We start from the raw sequence: 26,532 nt of genomic DNA, 5'->3' as shown, positions 1-26,532 counted from the left end.
CATCAAATCGGACAATTCACTCAAAGAGGCATGCCGACGAGGCCGCGTGCCGTCCGCCGATGGGAGCGAGCCGTGACGCACGAACCCGAGCAGGAAAACCGCCGTCACTCCGACGGGACCGAGCCGCCGGTCCCGCCGATGCCGGACCGCGGCCGGAAGGGGCCCGCGCGCGGCATGTGGCGCCGGCAGCCGGCCCGCGTCCGTGCCGTGACCGTCGCCCTCCTGGCGGGCGCGCTGGCCCTGGGCGGGACGGCGGCGTTCGCCGCCGGGTCCGGCCAGGACGGCTCCGGCTCGCCCTCCGGCTCCGCCACGCCGTCGGCGTGCCCGAGCCCGGACGGGCGCGGCCACGGGCACGGCTGGTTCGGCAGAGGCGGCCTGGGGGTGCACGGCGAGGCGACCGTGAAGGACCCGGACACCGGCAAGTACGTGGTGCGGGTCTGGCAGCGGGGCACGGTCGACAAGACAAACGGCGACCACGTCACGGTGAAGAGCGACGACGGTACGTCGTGGACGTGGACCGTGGGCTCCGACGTCACCGTGCGCGGCGACTCCGGCTCGCTCAAGAAGGACGCGAAGGCGTTCCTGGTCGGCACCCGCGCCGACGACGGCAAGCTGACCGCCGCGGCCGCCTTCTCGGGCGACTTCAAGGGCATGGGCCGGGGCGGTGGGCACGACCACGGCGGCCCGTGGCACCACCACGGCGACCGTTCGCCGTCCCCGAGCCCCTCGGGCAGCGGGGCGACCACCTAGGGCCGGTCACGCCGGTCGCCGGCCGGGCCCGCGGCGCAGGAGCACGGCGCGCAGGTCGTCGTCGGTGATCCGGTCGGTGGGGCCGCTCAGTGTCCAGCGTTCGGTGCCGCCGTCCATGGACAGCACCGCGACGACGGTCTCCAGCCGGGGACGTCCGGCCACGGTGCGCAGCAGCTGGCGGACGACGACGGCCGTGTCGTCGTCCAGGCCGAGCAGGGTGCGTACGGCGTCCCGCAGAGCGGGCAGGTGCCGAGGGCTCGATCCGGTGACGTCCGGGCGCGGGGTCCGGTGCATGGTGAGGCTCCTTGGTGCTCGGAGGCGAGAGGTGCGAGGTGGAGGTGGGGGGTGGGACGGTCGGGGCGGGAGACCGCCGGCGGCGCGTGCGCCCGCGCCGCCGGCGGCTCGCCGCCGGTGGTTCAGCGCCGGTGGTTCAGCGCCGGTGGTTCAGCGCGGCGGGGTGCCCGCCCGGTTCCAGGCGGGGGCGCCCCGTGGCGGCGTGATCGCGCGGCCTCGTCCGGGCGCGGTGATCTGCCAGAGCGCGAGGAGCACCAGCGTGCCGGTTTCCGCGACGAGGCTGAGAGCGGCCTGCGGCGCGGGCCGCAGACCGTGCTCGGTGAACCCGAAGACGCCCACCGTGCGGGAGGCGGCGAACCCGGCGAGGGCGCCCGCCGCGACCCCGGCGACGGCGACCCTCAGCAGGAGGGGCGGTGTGCCGACCAGCAGGAGGGCGGCGAGGGCGAAGGAGGCGCTCGCCTGGAGCAGGAACAGCGGGCCGATGACGTGGACGAAGCGGTACTCGTCGACGTAGAGCACGGCGTGGATGTATCCGGCGGCGGCGAGAGTGGCGGCGGTCGCCGACCGCAGGACGAGGGACAGGAGTCGTCGGGTTCTCATGCCAGCCTCTCGTCCTTGACGGCCAGTTCGCGGTCGCCCTGGCGGAAGCCGACGGTGCGGATGCCGAGCGCGTCCTTGAGCTGCCGGGCGGGGACGACCTGCGGGGTGGGGGCCGGGGCGCGGCCCGGTCTGGGCAGCGGGTAGGCGGTGGTGGTGGCGGAGTGGAAGGTGATGTTGCCCTCCCGCTTGCTGAACAGCTGATGGACGTGCCCGTTGAGACAGGTGACGGAGGAGAAGCGGCGCAGCAGGGCGATGACCTTCAGCGCGTCGTCCGTGCTCCAGCCCCACTGCGGGTACATGGCGAACAGCGGGATGTGGCTGAAGACCACGACGGGGGTGTCCGACGGCAGTCCCGCGAGGTCCTTGCGGACGAAGTCGATCTGCTCGGTGCCCAGGTGGCCGAGTTTCTCCAGGCTCAGGGTGTTGACCAGCGCGATGAAGTGGACGCCGTGGGTGTCGAAGCTGTACCAGCCGTCCCCGAGCGTGCCCCTGCCGAAGGTCTTCCGGTAGGTGCGGCCCGCGTCGCCTATGGAGTCGTGCTCGCCGGGCACGGTGAAGACGCGGTCCGTCCGCATCCCCGTCATCATCTGCTTGACCTGGTCGAACTGCCCGGCCGTCGACAGGTGGGTCAAATCGCCGCTGTGCATCACGAAGTCGGGCCGGAAACCGAGCGAGTTGACCTGGTCGATGGCCTCGGTGAAGGAGCCGGCCACGTCCGTGTTGGCCGGGCCCTGGAACCCGATGTGGCTGTCGGAGACCTGGACGAACCGCAGTGCGCCGCGTTCCGTCGCGGCGGCGTCCACGGCCCCGGCGGCGGCCCCGGCCGAGGCCCCGGCGGAGGTGTCCCGGGAGTCGGCGACGTGGCTGACCACCTCTCCGGCGGCCACGGTGAGCACCACGGCTCCTCCGAACCACCCCGCGTGACGCAGGAGTTGACGTCGGCTCATGCCGTGCTCCGGGTCGGAGCCGGACCGGACGGCGTCGTCGTCATCGGCCGGTGCACCGTCGAAGCGGTCGCGGTACGCGGTCATGGGGTCACCTCCACGGTGGCGGTCATGAACGGGTGGATGGTGCAGAGGTAGGCGTAGGTGCCGGGCTTGGTGAACGTGTAGCGGTAGGTGGCGCGGGTGTTGAGGGCGGCGGAGCGCAGCGGGCCGCCCGATCCCGAGCTGGTGACGGTGTGGGCGTCGGTGTCCTGGTTGGTCCAGGTCACCGTCGTGCCCGCCTTGACCTTGAGCGCGGCCGGGGCGAACGCGAAGTTCTTGATGGCCACGGCGGTCCCGGCCACCGGCGCCGTCGGCGCGGCCGGGGCGCTCTTGGGCATGCTCATGTTCGGCATGCTCATGCTGGGCATGGGCGAGGCGCCGTGCGCCGGGTCCGAGGTCGCCGTCCCGGTGCCGCCCGGCATGCCGGGCAGCCGCTGCTCGCCCGGTCCTGGCGCGATGGCGCCGACGACGGCGGACGAGGCGTGCGGCGGGTGGCCGCACGCGCTGAGCAGGCCCAGCGCTGCGGCGGCCGCGACGGCCAGTCCGGCCGTGACGCGTGATCGCCGGCAAGGCCCGCGAAGATTCAGGTCCATGGTGTCCGTTCCTCACGATCAGGTGGAGACGGGGGCGGCGGAGCCCGTGCTCGCGTCCGGGCGCGTTCGGGATTCCGGACCCGGCGGGGCCCCAGAGGGCCGCCCGGCAGGTCGTGGCCCGCACAGCGCGTCGGCGTCCGGGCCGCGAAACGGCGGACCGCGCGGGGCGGTTCCGGCTCGCAGGGGTTCTTGCCGGGCTTCACGGACGGCAGGGGTCCCGCGGTTCGGCGGACGAGGAATTTTTGTGAGTTTTCTCTTCAACCGTCTGAAATCCGCCGTATCAGGACCAAGTACCTCACAGGCCGCCACTCGCACCGGACTGTGCGTTGCAGGACAAAGCCGTCCGTCTGCGCCATGATCGGCTCATGCCCTGGAGTTCCCGAAAACGTGGCACCCGGACCGATCCGGATCGGTCCGCGCACCGTGTCTCTGGTAAAGGGACCCTTTCGACCGCGGACGAGGAACTGCTGCGCACCCTGTACGCGGAGCACGCGAAGCCCCTGTTCCACTACGTGCTGCGACTGACCTCAGGAGACTGGCAATGGGCGGAGGACGTCGTACAGGAGACCCTGCTGCGGGCCTGGCAGCACCCCGAGGCGTTCGAGCCGTCCCGCGGCCCGGCCAGGGCGTGGCTGTGCACGGTCGCCCGGCGCCTGGTCATCGATGCCCACCGGGCCCGGCAGGCCAGGCCCGCCGAGGCGGGCGGCGAGGCGCTGGAGCGGGCCGCCGAGCGGACGCCGGGCGGGGACGAGATCGAGCAGGCGCTGCAGAGCTGGGCGGTCGCCGACGCCATCCGGACGCTCTCCCCGGACCACCGGGCGGTCCTGCTGGAGACCTACTATCGGGGCCGGACCATGACGGAGGCCGCCCAGGTGCTGGGCATTCCGTTGGGCACGGTGAAGTCCCGGACGTACTACGCGCTGCACGCCCTGCGGCTCGCACTGCAGGAACGGGGAATCGAGCCATGACCGCGGCACGCAGGAGGTGGCGACCATGACCACGGAGCACGATCCGCTCCGGACGGCCCTGGGAGGGTACGTCCTCGGCACGCTGCCCGAGGCCGAGCGGGAACAGGTCCGCGCACATCTCGCGGAGTGCGCGGAGTGCCGGGCCGAACACGCCCGGCTGGCGGGACTGCCCGCCCTGATGGCGACCGTCACCGCGGCCGAGGCCGCCGGCGAGACGGTGCCGACGGGCGACGCCGAACTGGCCGACCGGCTGGTGGCGCGCGCGGCCGAGAGCGTCCCGGTCGCCGCGCCCGCCCGCGCGCCCGAGCCCGTGCCGCGGCAGGCGCCGCGCACGGGCGTGCTGGACCGGCTGCTCCAGCAGGCCGCGGCCCGGCGCCGCAGGACCTGGCGGCTCCAGCTGGCCGGCGCCGCCGCCTCGCTGATGTTCCTCGCGGCGGCGGTCGGCGGCACCTGGCTCGCGGCCGTGGGCACGGTGGGCAGCACCGCGGCACAGCCCGCGCCGACCGTGCCCACCGCCTCACGCACCTTCGCCGGCAGCGACTCGGCCACCGGCGTCACCGCCTCGGTGAAGGTCTCCCCCTCCGACTGGGGCAGCGTGCTGCAGGTCTCCGCCCGGGGCGCGCCCGCCGGAATCACCTGCCGGCTGCAGGCGGTCGGACCGAACGGGACCAGGGTGGACGGCGCCAGCTGGCGGGCGGGCAGCTACCCGGCGGGGAGCACGGTCCAGGGGACGGTCGCGATGTCCCCGGAGGCCATCGACCACTTCGAGATCCTCGCGGGCAGCGGGCAGAAGCTGGTCACGATCCGGGCCTGAGACATGCCGAGGCCGCCCGGCGCGATGCCGGGCGGCCTCGGTATGTCCGGTCACCGGCAGGAGCCCTTCTCCGAAAAGAAGTTGGGTGAAAGGTGCGAACGACTCGAACCGTTCGGCATGCCCCGTCCGTGGAACTGGGTGAGCGCGTCCACGCGGAGGATCCGGCCAGTCGCCCGGTCCTCGAAACCCTGGACGGCCCCCCATCTTCCAGCTTCCGCACCTCCACAGAAGAGCCAGAAGACCATGTCTGTGACCGATTCTTCCCAGCCGAGGGCACTCCTGCGCGGGCCTTACCGCCACGAGGCGCTGCTCACCCTGCCCGCGCAGGAGGCGCACGTCTCCGCCGCCCGGCACTTCGCGGCCGATCTGCTGGAGACCTGGAGCGTGCCCGCGAGCGAGCGGGACTCCGCCGTCCTCATCGTGGACGAACTCGCCTCCAACGCCGCCCAGTACGGCCGTGAGCGCATGACCGTGCTGCTCGTCCTCGACCACAGCACTCTGCACATCGTGGTCAGCGACTCCGGCATGGCGGTGGACCGCCGCCGCCCCGACGTCGCTCCCGACGAGCACGGCCGCGGTACCGGCATCGTCCAGTGCCTGGCCCAGTCGACCGAGGTCCGCCAGTCGCACGGCGGCCGCGAGGTCCGCGCCTGTCTGAGGTGTTCGGCATGACCGGCCCGGGCGTTCCGTGGCGACGGCCGTGCCCGCGCGGTCCTCTGGAGGGGGCGGTGGCCTCGCACAAGCCGTGTCCCGTCGGCGACTGCCCCGGCAGGCCCCGGCAGCCAGCGCGGTCCGTGGCAGCCCCGGCGGCCTTCGGCCACGGCGGCACCGGACCCGGCAGCGACACCGTGCCGTGCACCCGCTGCGGTGCCGGCCCCTGCGCACCGGCGGAGGCATGACCGTGGACACCAGCACCCGCGGCGTCGAGGACATCGGCGCCCCGGCCCCCCACGAGGCGTACGCCGACGCCCCCGGCCTGCACCGCGAGATGCACCGGATCCTCGCGCTCGGAGCCGAGCGCGAGGGCCGCCAGGCCGGTCCTGCCGCCCCGCCGCCCGCCGACCCGGTGGCGGCCGAGCGCGCCTGGCTGCTGCGGCGCGCCGCGCTCATGGACCGGATGGCGCTGGACGAACCGGACCCCGGCCCGGTCGGTGCCGCCGCGCGGACCGCCGAACAGCTCCTGCGGTACGACCGCCGCCATCCGGGTCTCGCGGCCGGTCCGCACCACCCCGGCGCGGAGACGCCCGCCGACATCCGCCGCCGCTACGTCCGCCAGGAGTACACCGCCTGGACGGCCGCCGGACGCCCCGGCGCCTGAGCCGCCGCGGGTGCGGGTCGAAGGACCGGGCGGGTGCCGGCGTCGGCTACCCGCGCGGGGAGCCGGCCGGATCCTCGCCGAGCACGCCGATCACGACGTTCGCGTACAGCTCCTCCGAGACGGCGAGCCGGGCGGTCAGGCCCGCGGCGGTGAAGGCCCGCACGGCCGCCTCGGCCTGGCGTTCACTGGTCTCGACGAGGACGCAGCCGCCGGGCGCGAGCCATTCGGGCGCCCCGGCGGCGACCCTGCGCAGCACGTCCAGGCCGTCGCCGCCGCCGTCCAGCGCGACCAGCGGCTCGTGGTCGCGGGCCTCGGCGGGCAGCAGGCCCACCTCGCCGCTCGGGACGTACGGCACGTTGGCCGCGAGGATGCCGACCCGGCCGCGCAGCGCGGCGGGCAGCGCGTCGAAGAGGTCACCGAGGTGGGCGCTGCCGCCGTAGGGGGCGAGGTTGCGCCGGGCGCAGTCGACCGCGGCCGGTTCGATGTCGGCGGCGTGCAGTTCGGCGTTCCGGAGTGCGGCGGCGAGGGCCGCGCCCACCGCGCCGGAGCCGCAGCACAGGTCCACGACGACGGTCGCGTCCGGAGCCTGGGCCAGGGCCTGGTCGACGAGGAACTCGGTACGGCGGCGTGGCACGAACACACCCGGTTCCACGAGGACCCGCAACCCGTGGAAGCCGGCCCAGCCGAGGACGTGTTCGAGGGGGTGGCCGGCGGATCGCCGGTCCACCATCCCGGCCAGTTCGCCCGGGGTCCTGGCGGTGGCGAGGATCAGGTCCGCCTCGTCCTCGGCGAAGACGCAGCCCGCGGCGCGCAGGGCCAGCACGACGGCGGCGGTGTCGGGGAGTGGGAGCATCCCGGAGAGCCTATCCGGCCGCCGGTGGCGCGGTCACACGCCGACCGTCTCCTCGGTCTCGGCCTCCGCCTCCGTCTCGGCGGCCGGTGACTGTGCCGCGTGAGCGGCGGGCGGGGCGGACGCGGTCGTCCGGCCGGCCCGCTCGTACCCCGCGGCCAGCGCGGTGAGCGCGAGACCGGCCAGCAGCCACGCGGCGAGGGTCCACACGTCGCGGTGCACTCCGTCACCGCCGAAGTACAGCAGGCTGCGGACGCCCTCGACGAAGCCCGCGCCGTTCCAGAAGGCGTGCAGGGTGCCGAAGAAGCCGTTCTGCAGGTCGGGGCGGAACAGGCCCCCGGAGCTGGTGAAGTTGAGCATCACGAACAGCACCATCATGGCCAGCGTGGTCCACCGCTTCAGGAAGGGGTGCAGGCCGACGCCGACGAACAGGATGCCCGCCGAGTAGAGCCAGGCCATGCCCCAGACGCCGGCCAGATCGTGCCGGGCCAGGTGGAACACCGGCCCGGCGAGGAGGGCGCCGATGCCGCTGACGACGGCGGAGACGCCGACCGCGAGCAGGGCGCGGATCCGCAGGGGCAGCGCGCCGCCGGTCGCGCCGAGGGCGGCGACCGAGGCGTAGGAGCCGATGCTCACGGCGATGAGCAGGAAGAACAGCCCCTGGCCCGTGGGGTCGTCGGGGACCGGCCTGGCCACGTCGGTGACCTTGAGCGGAGCGCCCTCGTCGGCGGCGACCGGCGTGAAGATCTTCTCGACGACGGTGGCGTCCGTGTCCGAGGCGGCGCTCGCCACGATCAGCTCGGGCGCCTTGGCGCTCGGCACGTAGACGCCGGTGACGGCGCGGGACGTCAGCAGGTGGATGCCCGCGCCGCGGGTCGGGACGGTACGGACGTCGAGCCGGTCACCCGCGGTGTCCTTGACGGTCTGCGCGAACACCTTCGCCCTCGGCCCGGCGCCGACCACCGCGACGGGCATGTGGTGGGGTTCCGGGTGGACGAACGCACCCATGTACGCCAGACCCATGCCCAGGCACATCAGCAGCGGGGTGATCAGGTGCGTGAGCACGTGGCGCAGCGCCGGTGACCTCATCGGGGACGACCTCCAGACCTTCCGGCCAAACTGGTTGGCTTATGCAACTCATGATGAAGTTGTACTATACAACTAGAGCGTCGGAGGAGGAATTCCCGTGAGGATGCGGCTGGTGCAGGTGCCGCCGTCGAGGGTTCGGCCATGACGGCGGCCGAGGTGGCCGTGGAGACCATCCAGCGCGAGATGACGGCCTTCGCGCGCCGGGCCCGCGCGTCCGCCGGACGCATGCACCCGGAGCTGTCGCTGGTGTCGTACACGCTCCTCGGGCATCTGGAGGAGCGCGGCGGCTGCCGGTCGACCGACCTGGCGGCGCACTACGCGCTGGACAAGTCCACCGTCAGCCGGCAGGTCGGGACGCTGGAACGGGCGGGGCTGATCGAGCGCTGCCTGGACCCGGCGGACCACCGGGTCCAGGTACTGCGCCTCACCGAGGCCGGGCGGGAGATCCTGGCCCAGGTCACCCGCAGCCGCCGCGCCGCGTTCCGGGAGCGGCTGGCCGACTGGCCGGAGCAGGACCTGGTCAGGTTCGCCGCGTACCTGGAGCGCTACAACGCCGGCACGTCGGCGGGGACCGGCGAGGACTGACCGAGCGGCTGCGGCACCCGGGCGGCGAGGAAGGCGGTACGGCGGCGCAGCCGGAAGCCCAGGGACTCGTACAGCCGGATCGCGGTGGTGTTCCCGGCGCCGGTGTGCAGGAACGGAATCTCGCCGCGGGCCCGGATGCCGTGTCCGACCGCCCGGATCAGCCGGGTCGCCAGGCCCTCGCCCCGGTACGCGGGATCGGTGCAGACCGCGCTGATCTCGGTCCAGCCCGGCGGGTGCAGCCGCTCCCCCGCCATCGCGATCAGCCTGCCGTCCCGGCGGATGCCGAGGTAGGTGCCGAGTTCGACGGTGCGCGGCAGGAAGGGGCCCGGCCGGGTCCGCTCGACGAGGTCGAGGATCTCGGGCACGTCGGCGGGCCCGAGCCGGACCGCCTCCGGTTCCGGGGCGACGTCCATGCCGTCGTCGACCAGCTGCACGCCCGGGACGTTCATGGTGAGTTCCCAGCCGTCCGGGAGGTCGCCGCGGTAGCCGGGCAGCCCGACCTCCGTGCCCGGCCCGGACAGCGCGGCGAGGTCGGCCCAGTCGTCGGCGCCGACGTCGTCCGGCAGCGCCAGCCACGGGGAGACGTCGACCGGGTAGCGCAGGATGCGGCCGCGCCGTTCGGCGAAGCGGGCGTGCGGGCCGGTGAGCGAGGCGAGGGCGGGGTTGTCCAGGATGTGCGGCGCGCCCTCGCGGGGGCCCGGGACGCTCATGCGGAGACCTCGATCACGATCTTGCCGCGGGCGTGCCCGTCCTCGACGGCGCGCAGCGCCAGGCCCGCCTCGTCGAGCGGGAAGGTCCGCGACACGAACGGGTCCAGCTCACCGCCCACCACCAGTTCGGCCACCTCGTCGAGGACGGCCGCGGTACGGGCCCGTTCGACCCGGCTGCCGCCCAGCGCGGCCACGGTGTCCGGCGCCGCCCCCGCCGTGATCAGCCTGGTGCGGTCCGCGAGCAGGTCCGCGGCCTCGGCGAGCACCTCGCCGCCGACCAGGTCGTACACCGCGTCCACGCCCTCGGGCGCGGCGGCCCGCAGCCGCTCCGCGAGGCCCGGTCCCGACGGCACGTGCACGGCGCCGAGCGACTCCACGAAGTCCTTCTTCGCCTCGCTCGCCACGCCGACCACCCGCAGCCCCCAGGCGCGGGCGATCTGCAGGGCGGCCGCGCCGACCCCGCCGCCCGCACCGGTCACCAGCAGGGTCGCGCCCTCGGGCAGGCCGAGCTGGCGCACCCCGTCGTAGGCGGTGGCCGCGGCGACCGGGAGGGTGGCCGCGTCGGTGAAGGACAGGGCGGCCGGCTTGTGCGCGGTGACGGATGCGGTGAGCAGGGCGTACTGCGCGAACGCGCCGCCGGCGGTGTTGCCGAAGACCTCGTCGCCGGCCGCGAACCCGCTCACGCCCTCGCCGACCTCCACGACGACTCCGGCGGCCTCGCTGCCGAGCACCTCCGGGAACCGTGCCTCGCCCTCGCCGGGGCGGCGGAAACCGCCGCGCAGTTTCCAGTCGACGGGGTTGACCCCCGCCGCCCGTACCGCGATCAGCAGCTCACCAGGGCCGGGAACGGGCCGGTCCACGTCGGCGAACGCCTCGGTCTCCGGTCCGCCGTGCCTGGTGTAGACGTACGCCTTGGGCATCGTTCTTCCTCGCTCTCGGATGCTGTCTCCGGTCTCCCGGAACCGGCACTCTGGGCCAAGGACGATCGCCCGGACGCTATTCCCCCACCCGTGAATCGTTCATACGGCCGCAATGATCGGTGGCCTGACCTGGGCCGGAACACCCCGCGCGCGGTCCGGGCGGCGTCCCGGCGGCGAGTCGTCAGCCGTCCGCGCCGTCCGCGCCCCCGGCACCGGTCACGGCCGCGCCAGCTTCGCGACGACGTCCTCGGCCGGGACGATCGCGCTCGCGTACGCGGGCAGGGTGAACCGCAACGACGCCTCCAGCTCGGGGAACCCGAAGCTGCCGATGGCGTCCTTCACCACCGTGACCTCGTAGCCGAGCTCCGCCGCGAAGCGGACGGTGGACTCGATGCAGGTGTTGGCCCGCATCCCGATCAGGACGACCTTGCGCAGGCCGTGCTTGGTGAGCTGGAGGTCGAGGTCCGTGTTGGCGAACCCGCTCGACAGCCAGTGTTCCTGGGCGACGATCTCGCCGGGACGCGGTTCGAAATCGGGGTGGAAGCCGCCGCCCCAGGTTCCGTCGGCGAACGTCCGCCCCCGCGCCGCGGCCGCCTGCACGGGCGGCATGGTCTTCCAGTGGCCGTACGGATCGCTCTCCCGCCAGCGGTGGTGCGGGGTGACGAAGACCTGGACACCGGCCGACCGTGCGGCGTCGAGGACCTGCCGCATGTGCGCGACGACGTCCAGCCCCTCCAGGGTGGAGCGGGCGCGTTCGTGGAGCAGGCCGCCCTCGGAGAGGAAGTCGTTGTAGGGGTCGACGACCAGCAGACCGGTCAGGCCGGGCTCGTAGGTCGGTTCCGGTGTCGCCATGCCCAGTCCTTCCTCGGCCCGTCCCGGCGCGGATCCCGCCCGTGGTCCCCGGACCCGCGCCCGCGGCTCGCCCTCTTCCTGTTGGGGCGGGGCGGCCCGGGCCGGCCTCGGGGCGGGGACGGCCCTGCCCCTGACGTCCGGAGCGGCGGGCCCGCCGCTCCGGACGGGGTGACGGACCTGTGTGGACGCCCGCGTGCGAGGGGAGCACGCTGGAGCTGCGGACCGGCTGTCCGGCCCTACGGCTCCCGTGGCGGCGAGGAGGTCGACATGCGTACCCGAGTGCGTGGCTGGCGCTGGCGGCACAACCCGCTGCGGCGCAGGTCCGACCTGGTGGAGGCATGGATCGCGCTGGCCGTCGCGGTCCTGCTCTGCCTGGGCGCGCCCCTGGTGGGAGCGGTGGCGGGACTGTGGGCCCACGAGCGGGCGCGGTCGGTGGCGGCCGTCCAGCGGGCCGAGCGGCACATGGTTCGGGCGGTGGTCCTCGGGGACGCGCCGGAGCAGCTGCCGTCGGTGGAGGGCGCCGACCAGGAGCACGCGTACCGGACGGACGTCCGCTGGACCGAACCCGGCAGGGGGACGCGGACCGCGCCGGCCCGGGTGCCGGCCGGCACCCGGGCCGGCGACCGGGTCGACGTCTGGTTCGACCGGCACGGACGCAGCGTGCCGCCGCCGCCCGACGAGGTCGCCGTCTGGCAGCACACGGTCACCGTGGGACTGTGCGGGGCGGCCGGTGCGGCAGGAGCCGTGCTGCTCTGCCACGGCGTCGTGCGCCGGGTCGCGCTGCGGCACCGGCTGGCCGAGTGGGAACAGGAGTGGGCCCGCACCGGACCCGACTGGACCCGCGGCCGTGCCTGACACGTCCCGCGGCTCCCCCGGCCCTGGTGGCAGGGCCCGCGGTGGCGGCGCACCGGGGCCTGGCGACGCGTCGGCCCGTCCGCGTACGGTGTGATCATCCGCAGATTTCCTTCGTCGGAGGCGGTTGCCGATGGCCCTGTTCGACCTTCCCGTCGACGAACTCCGTGAGCACCGCAGCGCGTCGGTGGCACCCGAGGACTTCGACGCCTTCTGGTCCAAGACGCTCCAGGAGGCCCGCGGACACGACCTCGACGCCCGCTTCGAGCCGGTCGACACCGGGCTGTCGACGGTCGACGTGTACGACGTGACGTTCGCCGGGTTCGGCGGCCACCCGGTGAAGGGCTGGCTGCGGCTGCCGGCCGGAGCCGGCGAACCGCTGCCGCTCGTCGTGGAGTTCATCGGCTACGGAGGCGGGCGCGGACTGGCGCACGAGAACCTGCTGTGGGCGTCGACCGGGCGGGCGCACTTCGTGATGGACACCCGCGGGCAGGGCAGCGCCTGGGGCGGCGGGGGCGGCACCGCCGACCCGGTGGGCGGCGCGCCGTCCTTCCCCGGGTTCATGACGCGGGGCGTGGACGCGCCCGAGAACTACTACTACCGCCGGGTCTACACGGACGCGGTCCGGGCGGTCGAGGCGGCGCGCTCGCATCCGCTCACCGACGCGGCGCGGACCGTGGCGCTGGGCGCCAGCCAGGGCGGCGGGATCACGATCGCGGTCGGCGGCCTGGTCCCCGACCTGGCCGCGGTCGCCCCCGACGTGCCGTTCCTGTGCGACTTCCCGCGTGCCGTCACCCTGACCGACCGCCACCCCTACCGTGAGATCGCCCTGTTCCTGAAGACGCACCGCGGCCGTTCGGCGGAGGTCCAGCGCACCCTGTCCTACTTCGACGGCGTGCACTTCGCGGCGCGCGGCCGGGCCCCGGCGCTGTTCTCGGCGGCGCTGGAGGACCAGACCTGCCCGCCGTCCACGGTGTTCGCGGCCTTCAACGCCTGGGCCCACGAGGACAAGGAGATCGAGGTCTACGACTTCAACGACCACGAGGGCGGCGGCCCGTACCACGAGGCGGCGAAGGTGCGCTGGCTGCGCGACCGCGCGTGAGCCGGGCGGGGCGCCCGCGGTCGCGCTGACCGGCGCGGAGGAGGGCCGGCACGCTGTTCCCTGGCGCGAACCCGGCCGGTCTTCCCGGTCGCGGGCGCGAGGTGGTCGTTCCGTTACGGCCCCCTCGGGGCGGCCGATCGTCACCGCGGCACGGCGCGCCCCTCCCGTTCGGGCTCCGGACGGTGGCCGAGCGGGACGGGCCGGTCCGTGTCCAGGCGGACCGTCACGGCGCAGGCGGGCCAGGTCCGGCGTACGGCGACGCGGAGCCCGACAGGTTCGCACGCGGGGATGTTGGTCGCGCCGCGCCGCGCCACAGCGTCAGCTCCGTGCGACGGTCCAGGTCCTGCCCCGCCAGGGCGCCCGCACGGACCTGGGCGACCAGGGCTGACAACCACTCTTTCGGTTGAGCGGAAAAGCGCTGACGAATGCTTAATGTGTGGAGGAATCAGCGGCCGGCCGGAACAGGGTGATTCCCCCTGCTCACGCGCCGGTGAATCCAGGCTGCGGCCGTCACCATCGGAGCCATCCATGAATGAGGAAAAGAAGCCGACCGAGATGCCCCGGCGTCAATTCGTCAGGTTCTCGGGCGTCATGGGCGCCGCCACGTTCCTGGCCGGTACGGCGGCCGCCGGGAGCGCCGCCGCGGCGACGGGCCCGGTACCCACCGATCCCGACTACGGTTCGTGCGCCACACCGCCGCCGGGAGGCGCCGCGCCCTGCCCGCCCGCCCAGATGCAGTCGCTGTGCGGCAGCCCCGCCGACAAGGACCCGCTGTGGCAGGACGTCCAGTACTGCGCGAACGGAACGGTCCCGCCGCCTCCGCAGCCCAAGCCCGAATGCCTCAGGACGACCGCGAACTACGTCGTGCTGCACGGGAAGCCGGAGAACCACCACAACTACCTGCTGCTGCCGACCTGCCGGATCACGGGCATCGAGTGTCCGTTCATCGAGAATCCCGCGGCACCGAACTACTGGAACGAGGCGTGGCAGACCGCGCGAAGCGGCGGCAGCGTCCCGGTGCAGTACACCGATATCGGACTGGGCATCAACTCTCAGGGCGCCCGGCAATACAACCAGCTGCACATTCACATGGCCGGTGTCCGGCCGAGCACGCAGCGGCGACTGCAGGAACTCGAATCCATGGGCCGCATGGCCACCCAGCCCTCGCACTGGGCGGATCCGGCGAACCAGGCGGCCGTCTCGGGCCCTCCCGGTACCGGTGACCGCACGTACCGCATCCTCAGACTGCCGAACCTCTCGCAGAACCTCTTCACGCTGCTGTACCAGAACGTGGTGCGGCCGCAGGGGCTGACCATGGCGAACCAGACGCTGATCGTGGTTCCGAAGATGACCGCCGCCGGTTTCGCCCAGGAGTTCTACATCCTCAACAGCGACACGTCGCTGCACGACGGGACGAGCACCTGCGACTACCTGCTCGTCTACACCTGACCCTCCGGAATTCCGGCCCGAAATCCACACATGCCCCTTTTACGCCATCTGATGACAATTGCCCTCAGATGGCGTAATCTGGTCTTCGATCAAGTCCTTGATCCGTGACGCCACCGGATCGAGCCGGGTCGGCCGCCGCGCGCCATGCCGGCGCGCACACCGACCGGCGGCCGCTCGCCGAGACCCGGACCAGAGAGATGGACCTGCCATGGACGTGAATCACCTGTTCATCGGGGGCGCGTGGACACCGCCGGCCGGGACCGGCACCCTCACGGTGACGTCCGCCAGCACCGGCGAACGGCTGGGGACGGTGCCGGAGGCGGTCGACGCGGACGTCGACGCCGCCGTGCGCGCGGCCCGTACCGCGTTCGACGCACCCGGCGGCTGGCCGGAGTGGGAGCCCGAGCGCCGCGCCTCGGCCATGACGCGGCTCGCCGACGAACTCGACTCCCTCAGCGGCAAGATCGCGGCGGTCTCCAGCGCCCAGAGCGGCTGCCCGATCTCCGTCAACCAGTTCTTCGACGGCATGGCACCGGCCGCGCTGCTGCGCTACTACGCCGCCCTGGCGGGCGGCGCCGCCGCGGAGGAGCGCCGCGCGGGAGTCCCCGGCGGCAGCACGCTCGTGAGGCGGGTCCCCCTCGGCGTCGTCGCCGCCGTGGTGCCCTGGAACTTCCCGCAGACCATCGCCTTCTTCACGATCGCCCCGGCGCTGGCCGCCGGTTGCACGATCGTCCTGAAACCGGCCCCGCAGACCGTGCTGGACTCGGCCCTTCTCGCCGAGGCGCTGCAGACGGCGGACTTCCCGCCCGGGGTGATCAACATCGTGCCCGGCGGCTCCGGGCCGGGCGCCCGCCTGGTCGCCCACCCGGGCGTGGACGGGGTGTCCTTCACCGGGTCGACCGCCGCGGGCCGGGCCGTCGCCGCGGCCTGCGCGCGACTGTTGCGGCCCGTGACGCTGGAGCTGGGCGGCAAGTCGGCGGCCGTCGTCCTCGACGACGCCGACCTCGCCGCCCACGCCGAGCAGCTCTTCCTGTCCTGCCTGGTGAACAACGGGCAGGCCTGTTACGCGAGCACCAGGATCCTGGCCCCGGCCCGCAGGTACGCCGAAGTGGTGGACTTCTTCTCGCAGATGGCGAGGACCGCCGTGATCGGTGACGCCCTCTGCGCCTCCACCCGGATCGGACCGCTGGTCAGCGCCCGGCAGCGGGACCGTGTCGAGGGCTTCATCGCCGGGGCCCGCGCCGAGGGAGCCCGGCTCACCGCAGGAGGCGGACGGCCGCCGGGACTCGACCGGGGCTGGTTCGTCGAGCCGACGGTCTTCGCCGATGTGGAACCGTGGCACACCATCTGGCGGGAGGAGATCTTCGGGCCGGTCCTGTCCGTGACGCCCTACGACGGCGAGGACGAGGCGGTGGCCCTGGCCGACGACTCCCCGTACGGGCTGGCGGGCACCGTGTGGACCGCGGACACGGACCGCGGCGAGCGGATCGCGCGCCGGATGCGGACCGGAACGGTGGGCGTCAACGGCTACCAGCCGGACGCGGCCTCCCCGTTCGGAGGCTGGAAGGCGAGCGGCCTCGGCACCGCACTGGGACCCGAGGCGATCGGACACCACCAGCGGTTCCAGTCGGTCTACCACCCCTGAACCCGGCCGGTACGGCCCCGGGTTCCCCGACGGCCGCCGCCCCGCGCGCTCCGGGCCCCGTCCCCCCGTACGCCGGGGGTCAGCGCGGTTCGGCCTCGATGAGGTCGGCCGCCCGTTCCGCGATCATGACGGTGGCCGCGTTGATGTTCCCGCTGGGGATCGCGGGCATCACGGAGGCGTCCACGACCCGGAGTCCGGCCACCCCGTGCACGCGAAGGCGAGGATCGACGACGGCACCGATCGCGCAGGTGCCGACCCCGTGGTACGACGACTGCGCCCGCTGCCGGGCGTGCGCGCGCAGCGCCTTCTCGTCCGTGGAACCGGCGGGCAGGGCGAGGCCCTTCACGTAGCGGGCGAACGGCTCCCGCGCGGCGATCTCCAGGGACGCCCGCAGCCCGGCCACGGTCATGTCCAGGTCCGACCGTTCCGTGAAGTACCCGGGATCGAGATGCGGCGGGGCCGCCGGGTCGGCCGAACGCAGCCACAGCCGGCCACGGGCGGCCGGCCGGGTGACGGCGGTCTGCATGCTGAAGTTCGGCAACGGCAGGGCGAACCGGCCGTGGTCGACGAAGGCGGTGGGGCCGCCCATGAACTGCACGTCCGCCGTCCCGCCCCCGGTGACGGAGAGGAACCCGCCGACCTCGGCGCCGTTGGAGGCGAACGGTCCGCCCAGGCCCCGCCGCCACCGCTCCATGTTCCGCGGACCGGCCAGCTCCAGAAGGTCGGTGGAGCCGCGCGTGGCCCACACCAGCGGCACCATCACGTGGTCGTGCAGGTTCTCCCCGACGCCCGGCAGGTCGGCGACGACACCGATGCCGAGGTCACGCAGGTGCTCGCCCGGTCCGACGCCGGAGAGCATCAGCAACTGCGGCGAGTTGACCACGCCGGCGCTGAGCAGGACCTCCCGCTCGGCGCGGACCGTGTGCGGGACTCCGTCCACGCGGAACTCGACGCCGACGGCACGGCCGTTCCCGACGAGGACGCGGGTGGCCTCGGCGTCCGTCCGCACGGTGAGCCCCGGCCGGTCCAGGGCGGGCCGCAGGTAGGCGTCGGCCGCCGACCAGCGTACGCCGCGGCGGCAGGTCACCTGGTACCTGCCCGACCCCAGCTGGGAGGCGCCGTTGAAGTCGTCGGTGGGCGCCAGCCCCCAGTCCGCCGCGGCCTCGGTCCAGGCCTGCGACAGCTCGTGGGTGAACAGGCGGTCCTCGACGTGCAGCGGACCGGCCGTGCCGTGCAGCGGACCGGTGAACCGGCTGTTGCGCTCGGCTCTGACGAAGTACGGGAGGACGGAGTCGAAGTCCCATCCCGCTGCCCCGCCCGCCGCCCAGCCGTCGAAGTCCTCGCGGCTCCCCCGGATGTAGATCATGAGGTTGACGGCCGAGGACCCGCCGAGGGTGCGCCCGCGGGGGAAATACGCCGAACCCTGGTGGTCCGGCTGCGGATCCAGCTCGTATCCCCAGTCCACGTCCGATCCGAACAACGTGCTGAACAGGGCGGGCACCCGGATGGCGTCCGCGTCGTCGGCCGGTCCCGCCTCCAGAAGGAGCACCCGCGCCTCGGGATCCTCGGTCAGCCGGTGGGCGAGCGTGCAGCCGGCACTTCCCGCACCGACGATCACATAGTGGTACGACATCATGTGACGGTCCTTTCGGCGGCGGTCACTTCCGGCCGGCGGCCCCTGGGGTGATGTGGTTGGCGACCGCCTCGAAGAGGAAGGCGCCCTCGTCGACCAGTGCTTCCTGGGTCAGGTCGAGCGTGCCGTCGATGGTGGTGCGCAGCAGTTGGCTCACGCCGCCCACCACGGCGACGGACTTCGCCAGGACGTCGGTCCGCGGGTCGACCGGCCCCTCGTGCAGCAGCGCCCGCACGATCTCGTCCATCCGTCGCAGGCCCCGCTGGCGGGCGCGGGCGGTGGCGGGGCCCGCCACCAGTGCCTCGATCAGCTGGAGTCTGCCCTTGCGCGGGTCCGACATCATGTTGTCGACGAGGACCCGCAGCACGTCCCTGGCCTGCTCCTCGCGCGGACGGCCGGTGCCGACGCAGGCCGCGATCCGGGGCAGCTGCTCGTCCCAGACGGCCTCGACGACGGCCGCCATCAGCTCGTCCAGCGAGGCGAAACTCTCGGCGAAGTACCGGTCCTGGAGCCCGGAACGGCGCAGCACCGCCCTGATGCTCGTGCGGGCGAAGCCCTGGGTGGAGAACAGCTCGAAGGCGCTGTCCATGAGGAGCTGCCGCCGCCGCGCGACCCGCTCCTGCGCGGTCAGACCGCCGTAGGTCCTCATGACAGGCACCCTTCCGGGAGGGAACACCGTCGGCCGCCGACAGGCCGGCCATCTTGCCCCTTTTGCTCATATATTACCCATGTGATGGCACATGCCACCACATGCGGGGCGAGGCCCGCGGGCCCGGTACCGCGCCGCACTTCCCTCCAGTCCGACCAGTCGGTACGTTCGGGAGGCCAGGACCGCAGTGCCGCGGTCCGGGTTTCCGGCGTACGACGGAGGGCGCATGTCCGAGCACGAGCCGCGGGTCCACGGTCACTGCGAGCCGCGTTTCACGGCGGTACGGGAAGCCTTCGAGGAGAACTTCCGGGACCGGGGAGAGCTGGGCGCCGCCGTGGCGGTGACGGTCGGCGGCGAGACGGTCGTGGACCTGTGGGGCGGCTGGGCCGACCCGGATCACAGCCGGCCGTGGGAGCGGGACACCCTGGTGAACGTCTGGTCCACGACCAAGGGCCCGGTGGCCCTGTGCGCGCACATCCTGGCCGACCGGCACCTGCTGGACCTCGACGCCCCGGTGGCCGACTACTGGCCCGGGTTCGCGGCGGCCGGCAAGGAGCGGGTCCTGGTCCGCCATCTGCTGTCGCACCGTGCCGGACTGCCCGGTCTGCGCGAGCCGCACTCCCTCGAGCAGCTCTACGACTGGGAGTTGACGACCGGGCGGCTGGCGGCGACGGAGCCCTGGTGGGAGCCGGGCACCCGGTCCGGGTACCACGCCCTCACCTACGGGTTCCTGGTCGGCGAGGTGGTACGACGGGTCTCGGGACTGCTGCCGGGCGCGTTCCTGGAGCGGGAGGTGACCGGTCCGCTCGGCATCGACTTCACCGTCGGACTGCCCGAGAAGGAGGCCGGCCGGGCGGCCGTCCTGGATCATCCACGGGTCACGTCGGCGAGCGAACAGGCCGCGATCTTCAGCCAGTTGGCGCCGGCGGCGGTGGCGGCCCTGGCCAACCCCGGAGTGGGCGCCGCGGCGGCGAACACGGCCGAGTGGCGGGCGGCGGAGATCCCGGCGGCCAACGGTCACGGCACGGCCAGGGCGGTCGCGGCGCTGTACGGCGTGTTCGCGGGGCGCGGCGAGTTCGGCGGCCTGCGGCTGCTGTCGCCCGAGGCCGCCGAGCGGGTGCGCGAGGGCCAGGGCAGCTGCCGTGACCTGGTGCTGGGGGCCGGTTTCGCGCACGAGACCGAGGTGGCGCTCGGCGTGTGGCTCAGCGGCAGGAACGGCTCCTACGGGCCGAACCCGCGCGCCTTCGGGCACGACGGGTTCGGCGGCTCCTGCGGGCTGGCCGACCCGGAGGCGGGGGTTTCGCTGGGGTACGTGATGAACCGGATGGGGCCGGCGATCGCGGACGACCCGCGGAAGACGGCCCTGGTGACCGCCCTCTACGCGTGCCTGTGAGGCCGGTCCGGTTTCGGCCGAACCTGCCGACCGCCCTTCCCTGATGGTTTAGACCAATGCTAGATCTGGTCGCGCAATGAGCCCGCACGGCTACGTCTTGTCACCAACAGGAGGCGCGGCATGGCCCGCACCACCCACCACGACCACCGCGAGAACGAAGAGCAGCCCCTGTACGGGCGGATCGCGACACAGCTGCTCGGCGAGCTGCGCGCCGGCACCATCCCGCCGGGTGAACGGCTGCCCGGGGAGAGACAGTTGGCCCAGCACTTCGGTGTCAGCCGGGAGACCGTCCGGCAGGCGCTGGACGTGCTGCGGCACAGCGGCCTGGTCGCCACCGACCGGCGGGGCAGTCACGCCACCCTGCACGGCCGGCCGGTGGAGAGCCCGGTCTCCCTGGCGTTCCCGGTGGGCGCCGGCAGTACGGAGCACGGCGCGGTCGACCGCGCCACGGTGACCTGGGAGGAGCCGCCACCGGAACACGCGGCGGCCCTGGGGCTCGCCCCGCACCGGCCGACCCTGGTCCACCGCTACGAGTCCGCCGCTCCCGACGGCCGTGCCCTGCGCACGGCGGTGACCTCCTTCTCGGCCGTCGCCCTGACCGAGGTGGAGGAGCTGGGCCGCTACCGGGACCGGGCCGACGGCGCGGCCGCCGCCCAGCTGCGCCGGGCCTACGACTGGATGCGCAAGGCCGGCCTCACCCTGCACCACCGGGACTCGATCAGCCACGTCGCGGACGCGGCCTCGGTTCTGGTGACGCGCCGGGTGCACGACCAGTACGCCCGCCCGCTGGAGATCACCGACCTCGTGGTCGACGCCCAGCAGGACACGCTGGTCTACGAGTTCACGGTCCCGGCGGCGGGCTGACCCGCACCGGCCCTCCTGGCCACGACGAGCCGGGCGCGCGGGCTGCCGTCGGCCCGCCGCCCGAACCCGGGCAGCGCGCGCAGCTCCACCGCGAACCCGGCCCGCTCCAGCTCCCGCAGCACGGTGGGGAGGCGGAGGGCCCGGTAGTACATGACGAACGGCGGCCGCCACAGGGCGTTGCGCACCCGCATCACGGCGTCGAAACCGAGCAGGGCCCAGAACCCGGGGCCGGTGGGCCGGGGCGGTGCCGGCACCGGGAAGGCGAAGGCGCCGTCCGGCCGCAGCACCGAGTGGACCTGCCGGAAGAGGCCGGGCAGTTCACCGGGCAGGAAGTGCCCGAACGCCCCGAAGCTGACGACCAGGTCGAAGGCGGCCCCGAACGGCAGGGCCCGGGCGTCCGCGCGCACCCAGCGGACGTCCGGCCCGTCGGGCGGGGGCAGCCGCCGGGCGACGTCGAGCATGCCCGCGCTGAAGTCGACGCCGGTGACGCTGTTCCCGCACACCTGGGCCAGCACGTCCAGTCCCGCGCCCGTGCCGCAGCACAGGTCCAGGCCGTCCTCGAACGGGCCGAGCGGGGCGAGCGCCTCGGCGACCGACTCCAGGATCCGGTCCGGGGTCCGGAAGGGCGTGTGGTCGAACTTCGGGGCCAGCAGGTCGTAGCCGCGCTCGACCGAGGACAGGGCCTGCACGGTGAGCTCGCGAAGACTCGGGCCATCGGGGCTGAACATCGCGCCAGCCTACGGGAGCCGCCCGCGCCCGGCACAAAGAAGGCGCGGGCCCGGCGTCAGTTCCTCAGCTGCTCCAGGGTGGACTTGGTGTCCGTCTTCAGCCAGCCGGTCACCTCGTCGAGGGTCGGCGGGTCGGTGTCGCTGCCGTACGACGTGAAGTAGGCGCTGTAGCTCATCGTGTACGTCATCCAGCCGTCCCGCACCGCGAGCGTGGCGTAGCGCGAACCGCTGGTGGTGGAGCCGCTGCTGGTGTCCTCGGTGACCAGGTACGCCTCGTCGCCGACGCCCTGCACCGGGCTCACGTCGTAGTCGGTGTGGCTGTCGCCGTAGTTCTTCCAGGCGGCCGTGAACTCCGGTCCCGGATCGGTCTTCTTGTGCAGGTCCACCTGGAGGGTGAGGTAGGCGTCCGTGTAACTGGATCCGGTCTTCTTGAGGCTGACGCTGCAGGAGCTCTCGTCCAGGGCCGGGTCCTTCAGCGCGTTCTTCGTGGGCGCCGAGTCGCCGTCGGGGTACTCGTCCTTGAACGAGGAGTAGTCCGCGCCGGAGCAGAGGTTCGCCGGGGCGCGGTAGCCGCGCAGGTCGGCGTCGTCGCCGAGACCGCCGGTGAGGAAGAGGGCGGCCGCCCAGCCCGCGGAGGCCACCACCGCGCCGACGACCGCCCACAGCACCGCTCTGCCGGCCGCGTTCCCGCCGCCCGGCGGTGGCGCGACCGGCGGCGGATAGCCGTAACCGGGCGGTACGGCGTAGGGGTTGTCCTGCTGCGGGGGCGGCGCGGGCTGGTTGACCGGGGTCGGCTGGGCGTAGGGGTTCTGCGGCGGCGACTGCGGGTTCGGGTACGGGTAGGCGGTCGGCCGGGGCGGCTGCGCCGCCGGCTGGTCCGGCGGCTGCGGAGGCGGCGAGGGCTGCTCGGGAGTCGACGGCGGCTGCTGCGGAGAGGACGGCGGCTGCGGTGGCGTGGACATGTCGTGAAGATAAGGCATTACCCGACATCGCGTCCCCGTCCCTGGCGCGACCGTTATCGATTGCGGACATCCGATGCCGCGCCAGCACCCGCCGTTGGTACCAGAGTTGACAGTGTGTCAGGCGGACAGCGAGGTCCCCAGGCGCACCGGGAGGGTGTGGACGCTGTTGCCGACGAAGCTGGCTTCGCGGGCTAGACCGTCCTCGGACACGGCCAGGTCGAGGTCGGGGAAGCGGCCGAAGAGCCGCTCCAGGGCCACCGTGGCCTCCAGCCGGGCCAGCGGGGCGCCCAGGCAGTAGTGGGCGCCGTGCCCGAGGGAGAGGCTGCGCACGGCGTCGGGGCGGGCGGGCCGGGTGACGTCGAACCGGTCGGCGTCCGGGCCGTGCGCGGCCGGGTCGCGGCCGGCGGCGGAGTAGCCGGCCAGGACCGGGGTGCCGGCCGGGATGACCGTGCCGCCGAGGTCCAGGTCGCGCACGGGGTAGCGGAACGGGAAGTAGCTGACCGGCGCGTCCCAGCGCAGCGTCTCCTCCACCACGTCCGCCCAGCTCGCGGCGCCCCCGCGGACCAGGTCGAGCTGGTCGCGGTGGCCGCACAGGGCGCGCACGGCGTTGGTGATCAGGTTGAGGGTGGTCTCGTGCCCGGCGATGATCATGAGCACCAGGGTGCCGATCAGCTCCTCCTGGCCGAGCCGGTCGCCCCCCTCGTCGCGGGCGGCGATCAGGGCGCTGGTGAGGTCGTCGCCGGGCCGTTCGGTACGGGACGCGGCGACGGCGGCGAGGACGGCCACCAGTTCCCGGTTGGCGGCGACGGCCTGGGCCGGTTCGATGCCGGTGGCCACCACCTGGCTGCTCAGCTGGTGCAGCCGGGCACGGAACTCGTCGTCGACGCCCAGGAGTTCACTGATCACGCCCATCGGCAGCGGCAGCGCGAAGTGCTGCCGCAGGTCGGCCACGCCGTCCACCGCGGCCCGCTCCAGGCCGTCGAGCAGCGAGGCCGTCAACTCCTCGACCCGGGGCCGCAGTTCCTCGACCCGGCGGGGCGTGAAGGCCCGGCTGACCAGTCCGCGCAGCCTGCGGTGGTCCTCGCCGTCCGCGGTGGTCATGCCCCGCACGGTCGCGAAGGTCAGCAGCGGCCAGCCGGCCGGGATGCGGCCCTCCCGCAGCTCGGTGAAGTGCCGTGCGTCCTTGGCGACTTCGGGATGCTGCAGGAATTCCCGGAGTGCGTCGTGCCCGAGGACGGCCATGCCCTCGACACCGCCGGGCAGGACGACCGGCGTCACGGCGCCGCGCGCCAGCAGCCTGGCGTTGTCGGCGTGCGGGCAGCCGCCCGCGGGGTCCGGACGGTGCGGCTCGGGCGAGGTCTCCACCGGGACTCCTGACGGGGCGCGGGACGCGGGCACCGCCGATCGTAGGCGCACCCGGGCCGCCGTGACCCGGGGTTCCCGGCCACGCGGGTCCGGGAACCGGCCGGGAATACCGGCGCCCCCTGCCATGTTGACCGACGTGGAACTCCGGGTATAGTGCGAGCAGCACCTGTGATCGCCCCCTTGCCGGGCGCCGGTGCCGGTTTCCTCCCCTCCAGCCGCTTCGGCCCGCTCTCGATCGGCCCGTCGGCTTCTTGGCACCACCTCGTGACCAGGGCTTTCCCTGCCGTCCCCGAGGCGCCGTTCCCGCCGCACGGAGGCCTGTGCGCACGCCTCCCCCTCGCGGCCCCTCCCCCTCTCTCGCTCGTCTCCCGTCCTCGAAAGGACCACCTCCCATGACCACCACACTCGAACCTCCCGTACGGCAGCGGGACCGCGACGCCGTCCGGCCCGTCTCCGGTGTCCTCGACATCGACGCGGCCGGAAAGGGGCACCTGCGGGCCCCGAGCTGCCTGCCCTCCCCGGCCGACCCGCAGGTCCCCGCCGCGCTGATCCGCCGCCACGGCCTGCGCCCGGGCGATCTCGTCGACGGCGTCCGGGGCGGCCAGCGCGCCCTGACCGAGGTCTCCCGCGTCAACGGCCGTGCGCCCGAGGCGCTGCGCGGCCGCCGTCACTTCCGCGAGCTGACCCCGCTGCACCCGCACGAGCGGATCCGTCTCGAACACCCTGCCTCCGGGCTCGCCGGACGGATCACCGACCTGTTCGCCCCCGTCGGCAAGGGCCAGCGCGGGCTGATCGTGGCCCCGCCGAAGACCGGCAAGACCGTGCTGATCCAGCAGTACGCGGCCGCCGTCGCCGGCAACCACCCGGAATGCCACCTCATGGTGCTGCTGCTCGACGAGCGCCCTGAGGAAGTCACCGACATGCGGCGCTCGGTCCGCGGCGAGGTGTACGCCTCCACCTTCGACCGGCCCGCGAAGGAACACGTCGCCCTCGCCGAACTCGTCGTCGAACGGGCCAAGCGGCTCGTCGAGGACGGCCGGGACGTCGTCATCCTGCTCGACTCCCTGACCCGGCTGTGCCGGGCCCACAACAACGCGGCCGCCACGAACGGCCGCACCCTCAGCGGCGGCGTCGACGCCGGCGCGCTGATCGGGCCCAAGCGGTTCTTCGGGGCCGCCCGCAAGGCCGAGGAGGGCGGCTCGCTCACCATCCTCGCCACCGCCCTGGTGGACACCGGCTCCCGCGCCGACGGCTACTTCTTCGAGGAGCTGAAGGGCACCGGCAACATGGAGCTGCGGCTGGACCGCGAAGCGGCCTCCCGCCGGGTCTTCCCGGCCGTGGACATCGGCCCCTCCGGCACCCGCCGCGAGGAACTCCTGCTCACTCCGTCCGAGTTGACCGCCGTACGCGGACTGCGCCGGGCCCTGCAGAGCCGGGAGGGCGGCCCCCTCGGCCTGGAGACGCTTTTCGAGCGGATGCGCGAGACGCCGGACAACGCCGCCTTCCTGCGCCGCGTGCGGCCGACCCTGCCGGCGGGCTGACGGCGGAGCCGGACGTCAGTCGTCCGGGTTGCTCGACGCGTCCGTCCGGCCCAGGCTGCGCGCCGGAGACGGACTCCCTTCCTACGTTGGCCGTATGACGATCGGATTCTCTGCCCGTGGTGCCCGCCGAGTCGCGGTGTCGACCTGCGCCCTGTGTGTGACGGGCCTGCTGGCACTGGCGTCCGGCACGGCGGCGGCCGGCCCCGCGGCACTCGACCCGGTGCCCTCCCCGAAGGCGTCGGTGCCCGGCCCGTCCCTGCTCTACCACTCCGGCGTCCAGGTACGGCCGCACTCCGGGGTGCCCGAGGTCCCGGACGTCTCCGCGCTCTCCTGGGTGATCGCCGACGCGACCAGCGGCCAGGTCCTCGCGGCGAACGAGGCGCACCGCGCGCTGCCCCCGGCCAGCACGCTCAAGACGCTGTTCGCGCTCACCGTGCTGCCGGTCCTGCCGGCCGGTCTGCAGCACCGGGTGACACCGCAGGAGCTGGCGGACGTCGAGGAGGGCAGCAGCCTGGTCGGTGTCCAGGAGGGCCACACCTACCGGGTGGCCGACCTGTGGCGCGGTGTCTTCCTCAGCTCCGGCAACGACGCCGTGCACGTCCTGGCCGCGCTCGACGGAGGCTGGGACCGCACGGTCTCCCTGATGCAGGCCAAGGCACGCTCCCTCGGCGCCCTCGACACCCACGTCGAGTCACCCGACGGCTACGACGCGCCGGGACAGGTCTCCTCCGCGTTCGACCTGGCGGTGTTCGGCCGGGCCGGGCTGCGCAACGCCGACTTCGCCCGGTACTGCTCGACCGCCTCCGCCCAGTTCCCGACCGGCGACGGCTGGACGTTCGGCATCCAGAACACCAACCGGCTGCTGACCGGCGAGGACGGCGTGCCCCGCTACCCCGGGATGATCGGGATCAAGAACGGCTACACCACCAACGCCGGCAACACGCTGGTCGCCGCCGCCCGGCGGGACGGACGCACCCTGATCGTGACGCTGATGAACCCGCAGGACGGCGGCGTGTACGA

At 73.8% G+C, this 26,532-nt stretch carries 27 protein-coding genes and 2 pseudogenes; 14 read left to right on the top strand and 15 right to left on the bottom strand.

The features are described from left to right. The first annotated feature begins 72 nt into the window (after window positions 1-72). Window positions 73-750: a hypothetical protein gene (locus ACIRQ9_RS16900; protein ID WP_404173033.1), complete on the top strand. Its 678-nt coding sequence runs from the start codon at window positions 73-75 to the stop codon at window positions 748-750. A gap of 6 nt (window positions 751-756) precedes the next feature. On the opposite strand, the gene ACIRQ9_RS16895 is transcribed toward ACIRQ9_RS16900, so the two are convergent. The 4 genes from ACIRQ9_RS16895 to ACIRQ9_RS16880 form a co-directional block, all read right to left on the bottom strand. Next, window positions 757-1,044: a hypothetical protein gene (locus ACIRQ9_RS16895; RefSeq protein WP_404173030.1), complete on the bottom strand. Its 288-nt coding sequence runs from the start codon at window positions 1,042-1,044 to the stop codon at window positions 757-759. A gap of 150 nt (window positions 1,045-1,194) precedes the next feature. Then, the gene (locus ACIRQ9_RS16890) at window positions 1,195-1,644 is read right to left on the bottom strand and encodes a hypothetical protein (RefSeq protein ID WP_404173027.1); all 450 of its coding nucleotides are present in this window, start codon (window positions 1,642-1,644) and stop codon (window positions 1,195-1,197) included. After that, window positions 1,641-2,675 (bottom strand): metallophosphoesterase family protein, encoded by a 1,035-nt coding sequence (locus tag ACIRQ9_RS16885; RefSeq protein ID WP_404173024.1) that lies wholly within the window; start codon window positions 2,673-2,675, stop codon window positions 1,641-1,643. Before ACIRQ9_RS16885 ends, ACIRQ9_RS16890 begins: the two co-directional genes overlap by 4 nt. Next, complete coding sequence (locus tag ACIRQ9_RS16880) at window positions 2,672-3,223, bottom strand: cupredoxin family copper-binding protein (RefSeq protein ID WP_404173021.1); 552 nt, start codon at window positions 3,221-3,223, stop codon at window positions 2,672-2,674. Before ACIRQ9_RS16880 ends, ACIRQ9_RS16885 begins: the two co-directional genes overlap by 4 nt. 365 nt (window positions 3,224-3,588) lie before the next feature. Between ACIRQ9_RS16880 and ACIRQ9_RS16875 the strand changes: the two genes are divergently transcribed. From ACIRQ9_RS16875 to ACIRQ9_RS16860, 4 genes are all read left to right on the top strand, one after another. Beyond that, the gene (locus tag ACIRQ9_RS16875) at window positions 3,589-4,191 is read left to right on the top strand and encodes a sigma-70 family RNA polymerase sigma factor (RefSeq protein WP_404173018.1); all 603 of its coding nucleotides are present in this window, start codon (window positions 3,589-3,591) and stop codon (window positions 4,189-4,191) included. 25 nt (window positions 4,192-4,216) lie between these two features. Then, on the top strand, window positions 4,217-5,005 hold the full coding sequence (locus ACIRQ9_RS16870; RefSeq protein WP_404173015.1) for an anti-sigma factor family protein: 789 nt from the start codon (window positions 4,217-4,219) through the stop codon (window positions 5,003-5,005). Between the two features lie 243 nt (window positions 5,006-5,248). Next, a complete protein-coding gene (locus ACIRQ9_RS16865) occupies window positions 5,249-5,677 on the top strand; it encodes an ATP-binding protein (RefSeq protein ID WP_404173012.1) in 429 nt (142 codons plus the stop codon). Between the two features lie 223 nt (window positions 5,678-5,900). Beyond that, window positions 5,901-6,323 carry a hypothetical protein gene (locus ACIRQ9_RS16860; protein WP_404173009.1) on the top strand — a complete coding sequence of 141 codons (423 nt, stop codon included), beginning with the start codon at window positions 5,901-5,903 and terminating at the stop codon, window positions 6,321-6,323. Between the two features lie 46 nt (window positions 6,324-6,369). On the opposite strand, the gene ACIRQ9_RS16855 is transcribed toward ACIRQ9_RS16860, so the two are convergent. Then, window positions 6,370-7,176 (bottom strand): putative protein N(5)-glutamine methyltransferase, encoded by an 807-nt coding sequence (locus ACIRQ9_RS16855; protein ID WP_404173007.1) that lies wholly within the window; start codon window positions 7,174-7,176, stop codon window positions 6,370-6,372. Between the two features lie 33 nt (window positions 7,177-7,209). Next, the gene (locus tag ACIRQ9_RS16850; RefSeq protein WP_404173004.1) at window positions 7,210-8,262 is read right to left on the bottom strand and encodes a hypothetical protein; all 1,053 of its coding nucleotides are present in this window, start codon (window positions 8,260-8,262) and stop codon (window positions 7,210-7,212) included. A gap of 141 nt (window positions 8,263-8,403) precedes the next feature. Here ACIRQ9_RS16850 and ACIRQ9_RS16845 point away from each other — a divergent pair, with 141 nt between their 5' ends. Next, the gene (locus ACIRQ9_RS16845; protein WP_404173001.1) at window positions 8,404-8,847 is read left to right on the top strand and encodes a MarR family winged helix-turn-helix transcriptional regulator; all 444 of its coding nucleotides are present in this window, start codon (window positions 8,404-8,406) and stop codon (window positions 8,845-8,847) included. Here ACIRQ9_RS16845 and ACIRQ9_RS16840 read toward each other — a convergent pair. The 3 genes from ACIRQ9_RS16840 to ACIRQ9_RS16830 all read right to left on the bottom strand — a co-directional run bounded on the left by ACIRQ9_RS16840 (window position 8,808) and on the right by ACIRQ9_RS16830 (window position 11,329). After that, window positions 8,808-9,557 (bottom strand): GNAT family N-acetyltransferase, encoded by a 750-nt coding sequence (locus ACIRQ9_RS16840; RefSeq protein WP_404172998.1) that lies wholly within the window; start codon window positions 9,555-9,557, stop codon window positions 8,808-8,810. The genes ACIRQ9_RS16845 and ACIRQ9_RS16840 overlap by 40 nt on opposite strands. Then, on the bottom strand, window positions 9,554-10,477 hold the full coding sequence (locus tag ACIRQ9_RS16835; protein WP_404172995.1) for an NADP-dependent oxidoreductase: 924 nt from the start codon (window positions 10,475-10,477) through the stop codon (window positions 9,554-9,556). The genes ACIRQ9_RS16840 and ACIRQ9_RS16835 overlap by 4 nt, the downstream gene beginning before the upstream one ends. 216 nt (window positions 10,478-10,693) lie before the next feature. Beyond that, window positions 10,694-11,329: an isochorismatase family cysteine hydrolase gene (locus tag ACIRQ9_RS16830; RefSeq protein WP_404172993.1), complete on the bottom strand. Its 636-nt coding sequence runs from the start codon at window positions 11,327-11,329 to the stop codon at window positions 10,694-10,696. 267 nt (window positions 11,330-11,596) lie between these two features. Between ACIRQ9_RS16830 and ACIRQ9_RS16825 the strand changes: the two genes are divergently transcribed. Next, window positions 11,597-12,184 carry a hypothetical protein gene (locus ACIRQ9_RS16825; protein ID WP_404172990.1) on the top strand — a complete coding sequence of 196 codons (588 nt, stop codon included), beginning with the start codon at window positions 11,597-11,599 and terminating at the stop codon, window positions 12,182-12,184. A gap of 130 nt (window positions 12,185-12,314) precedes the next feature. Then, on the top strand, window positions 12,315-13,283 hold the full coding sequence (locus tag ACIRQ9_RS16820; RefSeq protein WP_404172987.1) for an acetylxylan esterase: 969 nt from the start codon (window positions 12,315-12,317) through the stop codon (window positions 13,281-13,283). 152 nt (window positions 13,284-13,435) lie between these two features. Here the strand turns inward: ACIRQ9_RS16820 and ACIRQ9_RS16815 are convergent. Continuing rightward, window positions 13,436-13,674 (bottom strand): annotated as a pseudogene (locus ACIRQ9_RS16815) (peptidase C39 family protein); the annotation flags it as partial. Window positions 13,675-13,811: 137 nt separating this feature from the next. Between ACIRQ9_RS16815 and ACIRQ9_RS16810 the strand changes: the two are divergent. Beyond that, entirely contained in the window at window positions 13,812-14,732 is a 921-nt protein-coding gene (locus ACIRQ9_RS16810) for a CDP-diacylglycerol diphosphatase (protein ID WP_404172980.1), read from the top strand. 208 nt (window positions 14,733-14,940) lie between these two features. After that, entirely contained in the window at window positions 14,941-16,377 is a 1,437-nt protein-coding gene (locus ACIRQ9_RS16805; RefSeq protein WP_404172977.1) for an aldehyde dehydrogenase, read from the top strand. Between the two features lie 79 nt (window positions 16,378-16,456). On the opposite strand, the gene ACIRQ9_RS16800 is transcribed toward ACIRQ9_RS16805, so the two are convergent. Then, window positions 16,457-18,013: a GMC family oxidoreductase gene (locus ACIRQ9_RS16800; RefSeq protein WP_404172974.1), complete on the bottom strand. Its 1,557-nt coding sequence runs from the start codon at window positions 18,011-18,013 to the stop codon at window positions 16,457-16,459. A gap of 22 nt (window positions 18,014-18,035) precedes the next feature. Further along, window positions 18,036-18,659 carry a TetR/AcrR family transcriptional regulator gene (locus ACIRQ9_RS16795; RefSeq protein ID WP_404172971.1) on the bottom strand — a complete coding sequence of 208 codons (624 nt, stop codon included), beginning with the start codon at window positions 18,657-18,659 and terminating at the stop codon, window positions 18,036-18,038. Between the two features lie 226 nt (window positions 18,660-18,885). Here ACIRQ9_RS16795 and ACIRQ9_RS16790 point away from each other — a divergent pair, with 226 nt between their 5' ends. Beyond that, window positions 18,886-20,052 (top strand): serine hydrolase domain-containing protein, encoded by a 1,167-nt coding sequence (locus tag ACIRQ9_RS16790; RefSeq protein ID WP_404172968.1) that lies wholly within the window; start codon window positions 18,886-18,888, stop codon window positions 20,050-20,052. A 120-nt stretch (window positions 20,053-20,172) separates the two neighbouring features. Beyond that, window positions 20,173-20,916: a GntR family transcriptional regulator gene (locus tag ACIRQ9_RS16785; protein ID WP_404172965.1), complete on the top strand. Its 744-nt coding sequence runs from the start codon at window positions 20,173-20,175 to the stop codon at window positions 20,914-20,916. Here ACIRQ9_RS16785 and ACIRQ9_RS16780 read toward each other — a convergent pair. The 3 genes from ACIRQ9_RS16780 to ACIRQ9_RS16770 form a co-directional block, all read right to left on the bottom strand. Further along, a complete protein-coding gene (locus ACIRQ9_RS16780) occupies window positions 20,886-21,644 on the bottom strand; it encodes a class I SAM-dependent methyltransferase (protein WP_404172962.1) in 759 nt (252 codons plus the stop codon). The genes ACIRQ9_RS16785 and ACIRQ9_RS16780 overlap by 31 nt on opposite strands. Before the next feature lie 56 nt (window positions 21,645-21,700). Beyond that, the gene (locus ACIRQ9_RS16775; RefSeq protein WP_404172959.1) at window positions 21,701-22,606 is read right to left on the bottom strand and encodes a hypothetical protein; all 906 of its coding nucleotides are present in this window, start codon (window positions 22,604-22,606) and stop codon (window positions 21,701-21,703) included. A gap of 117 nt (window positions 22,607-22,723) precedes the next feature. Beyond that, window positions 22,724-23,971, bottom strand: a complete 1,248-nt coding sequence (locus tag ACIRQ9_RS16770; RefSeq protein WP_404172956.1) for a cytochrome P450 — start codon at window positions 23,969-23,971, stop codon at window positions 22,724-22,726. Window positions 23,972-24,363: 392 nt separating this feature from the next. Between ACIRQ9_RS16770 and rho the strand changes: the two genes are divergently transcribed. Further along, the gene (gene rho / locus ACIRQ9_RS16765) at window positions 24,364-25,512 is read left to right on the top strand and encodes a transcription termination factor Rho (RefSeq protein WP_404172953.1); all 1,149 of its coding nucleotides are present in this window, start codon (window positions 24,364-24,366) and stop codon (window positions 25,510-25,512) included. Between the two features lie 94 nt (window positions 25,513-25,606). Further along, window positions 25,607-26,500 (top strand): annotated as a pseudogene (locus tag ACIRQ9_RS16760) (D-alanyl-D-alanine carboxypeptidase family protein); the annotation flags it as partial. Window positions 26,501-26,532 lie beyond the last annotated feature (32 nt).

Origin of the sequence: Streptomyces sp. NPDC101237 (assembly GCF_044767465.1) — a bacterium.
GTDB classification, from domain to species: Bacteria; Actinomycetota; Actinomycetes; order Streptomycetales; family Streptomycetaceae; genus Streptomyces; species Streptomyces gramineus.
Note: the sequence above shows the minus strand (reverse complement) of the source record. Positions and strands in the feature narration are given on the sequence as shown.

Bases quoted from the DNA above. Each gene is read 5' to 3' on its own strand.
- ACIRQ9_RS16785 (WP_404172965.1), top strand. From the start codon at position 20,173: ATGGCCCGCACCACCCACCACGACCACCGCGAGAACGAAGAGCAGCCC.
- ACIRQ9_RS16865 (WP_404173012.1), top strand. From the start codon at position 5,249: ATGTCTGTGACCGATTCTTCCCAGCCGAGGGCACTCCTGCGCGGGCCT.
- ACIRQ9_RS16880 (WP_404173021.1), bottom strand. From the start codon at position 3,223: ATGGACCTGAATCTTCGCGGGCCTTGCCGGCGATCACGCGTCACGGCC.
- ACIRQ9_RS16870 (WP_404173015.1), top strand. From the start codon at position 4,217: ATGACCACGGAGCACGATCCGCTCCGGACGGCCCTGGGAGGGTACGTC.
- ACIRQ9_RS16780 (WP_404172962.1), bottom strand. From the start codon at position 21,644: ATGTTCAGCCCCGATGGCCCGAGTCTTCGCGAGCTCACCGTGCAGGCC.
- ACIRQ9_RS16810 (WP_404172980.1), top strand. From the start codon at position 13,812: ATGAATGAGGAAAAGAAGCCGACCGAGATGCCCCGGCGTCAATTCGTC.
- rho (WP_404172953.1), top strand. From the start codon at position 24,364: ATGACCACCACACTCGAACCTCCCGTACGGCAGCGGGACCGCGACGCC.
- ACIRQ9_RS16845 (WP_404173001.1), top strand. From the start codon at position 8,404: ATGACGGCGGCCGAGGTGGCCGTGGAGACCATCCAGCGCGAGATGACG.
- ACIRQ9_RS16800 (WP_404172974.1), bottom strand. From the start codon at position 18,013: ATGATGTCGTACCACTATGTGATCGTCGGTGCGGGAAGTGCCGGCTGC.
- ACIRQ9_RS16860 (WP_404173009.1), top strand. From the start codon at position 5,901: ATGACCGTGGACACCAGCACCCGCGGCGTCGAGGACATCGGCGCCCCG.
- ACIRQ9_RS16820 (WP_404172987.1), top strand. From the start codon at position 12,315: ATGGCCCTGTTCGACCTTCCCGTCGACGAACTCCGTGAGCACCGCAGC.
- ACIRQ9_RS16775 (WP_404172959.1), bottom strand. From the start codon at position 22,606: ATGTCCACGCCACCGCAGCCGCCGTCCTCTCCGCAGCAGCCGCCGTCG.
- ACIRQ9_RS16885 (WP_404173024.1), bottom strand. From the start codon at position 2,675: ATGACCGCGTACCGCGACCGCTTCGACGGTGCACCGGCCGATGACGAC.
- ACIRQ9_RS16850 (WP_404173004.1), bottom strand. From the start codon at position 8,262: ATGAGGTCACCGGCGCTGCGCCACGTGCTCACGCACCTGATCACCCCG.
- ACIRQ9_RS16825 (WP_404172990.1), top strand. From the start codon at position 11,597: ATGCGTACCCGAGTGCGTGGCTGGCGCTGGCGGCACAACCCGCTGCGG.
- ACIRQ9_RS16805 (WP_404172977.1), top strand. From the start codon at position 14,941: ATGGACGTGAATCACCTGTTCATCGGGGGCGCGTGGACACCGCCGGCC.
- ACIRQ9_RS16890 (WP_404173027.1), bottom strand. From the start codon at position 1,644: ATGAGAACCCGACGACTCCTGTCCCTCGTCCTGCGGTCGGCGACCGCC.
- ACIRQ9_RS16840 (WP_404172998.1), bottom strand. From the start codon at position 9,557: ATGAGCGTCCCGGGCCCCCGCGAGGGCGCGCCGCACATCCTGGACAAC.
- ACIRQ9_RS16795 (WP_404172971.1), bottom strand. From the start codon at position 18,659: ATGAGGACCTACGGCGGTCTGACCGCGCAGGAGCGGGTCGCGCGGCGG.
- ACIRQ9_RS16895 (WP_404173030.1), bottom strand. From the start codon at position 1,044: ATGCACCGGACCCCGCGCCCGGACGTCACCGGATCGAGCCCTCGGCAC.
- ACIRQ9_RS16835 (WP_404172995.1), bottom strand. From the start codon at position 10,477: ATGCCCAAGGCGTACGTCTACACCAGGCACGGCGGACCGGAGACCGAG.
- ACIRQ9_RS16830 (WP_404172993.1), bottom strand. From the start codon at position 11,329: ATGGCGACACCGGAACCGACCTACGAGCCCGGCCTGACCGGTCTGCTG.
- ACIRQ9_RS16875 (WP_404173018.1), top strand. From the start codon at position 3,589: ATGCCCTGGAGTTCCCGAAAACGTGGCACCCGGACCGATCCGGATCGG.
- ACIRQ9_RS16790 (WP_404172968.1), top strand. From the start codon at position 18,886: ATGTCCGAGCACGAGCCGCGGGTCCACGGTCACTGCGAGCCGCGTTTC.
- ACIRQ9_RS16855 (WP_404173007.1), bottom strand. From the start codon at position 7,176: ATGCTCCCACTCCCCGACACCGCCGCCGTCGTGCTGGCCCTGCGCGCC.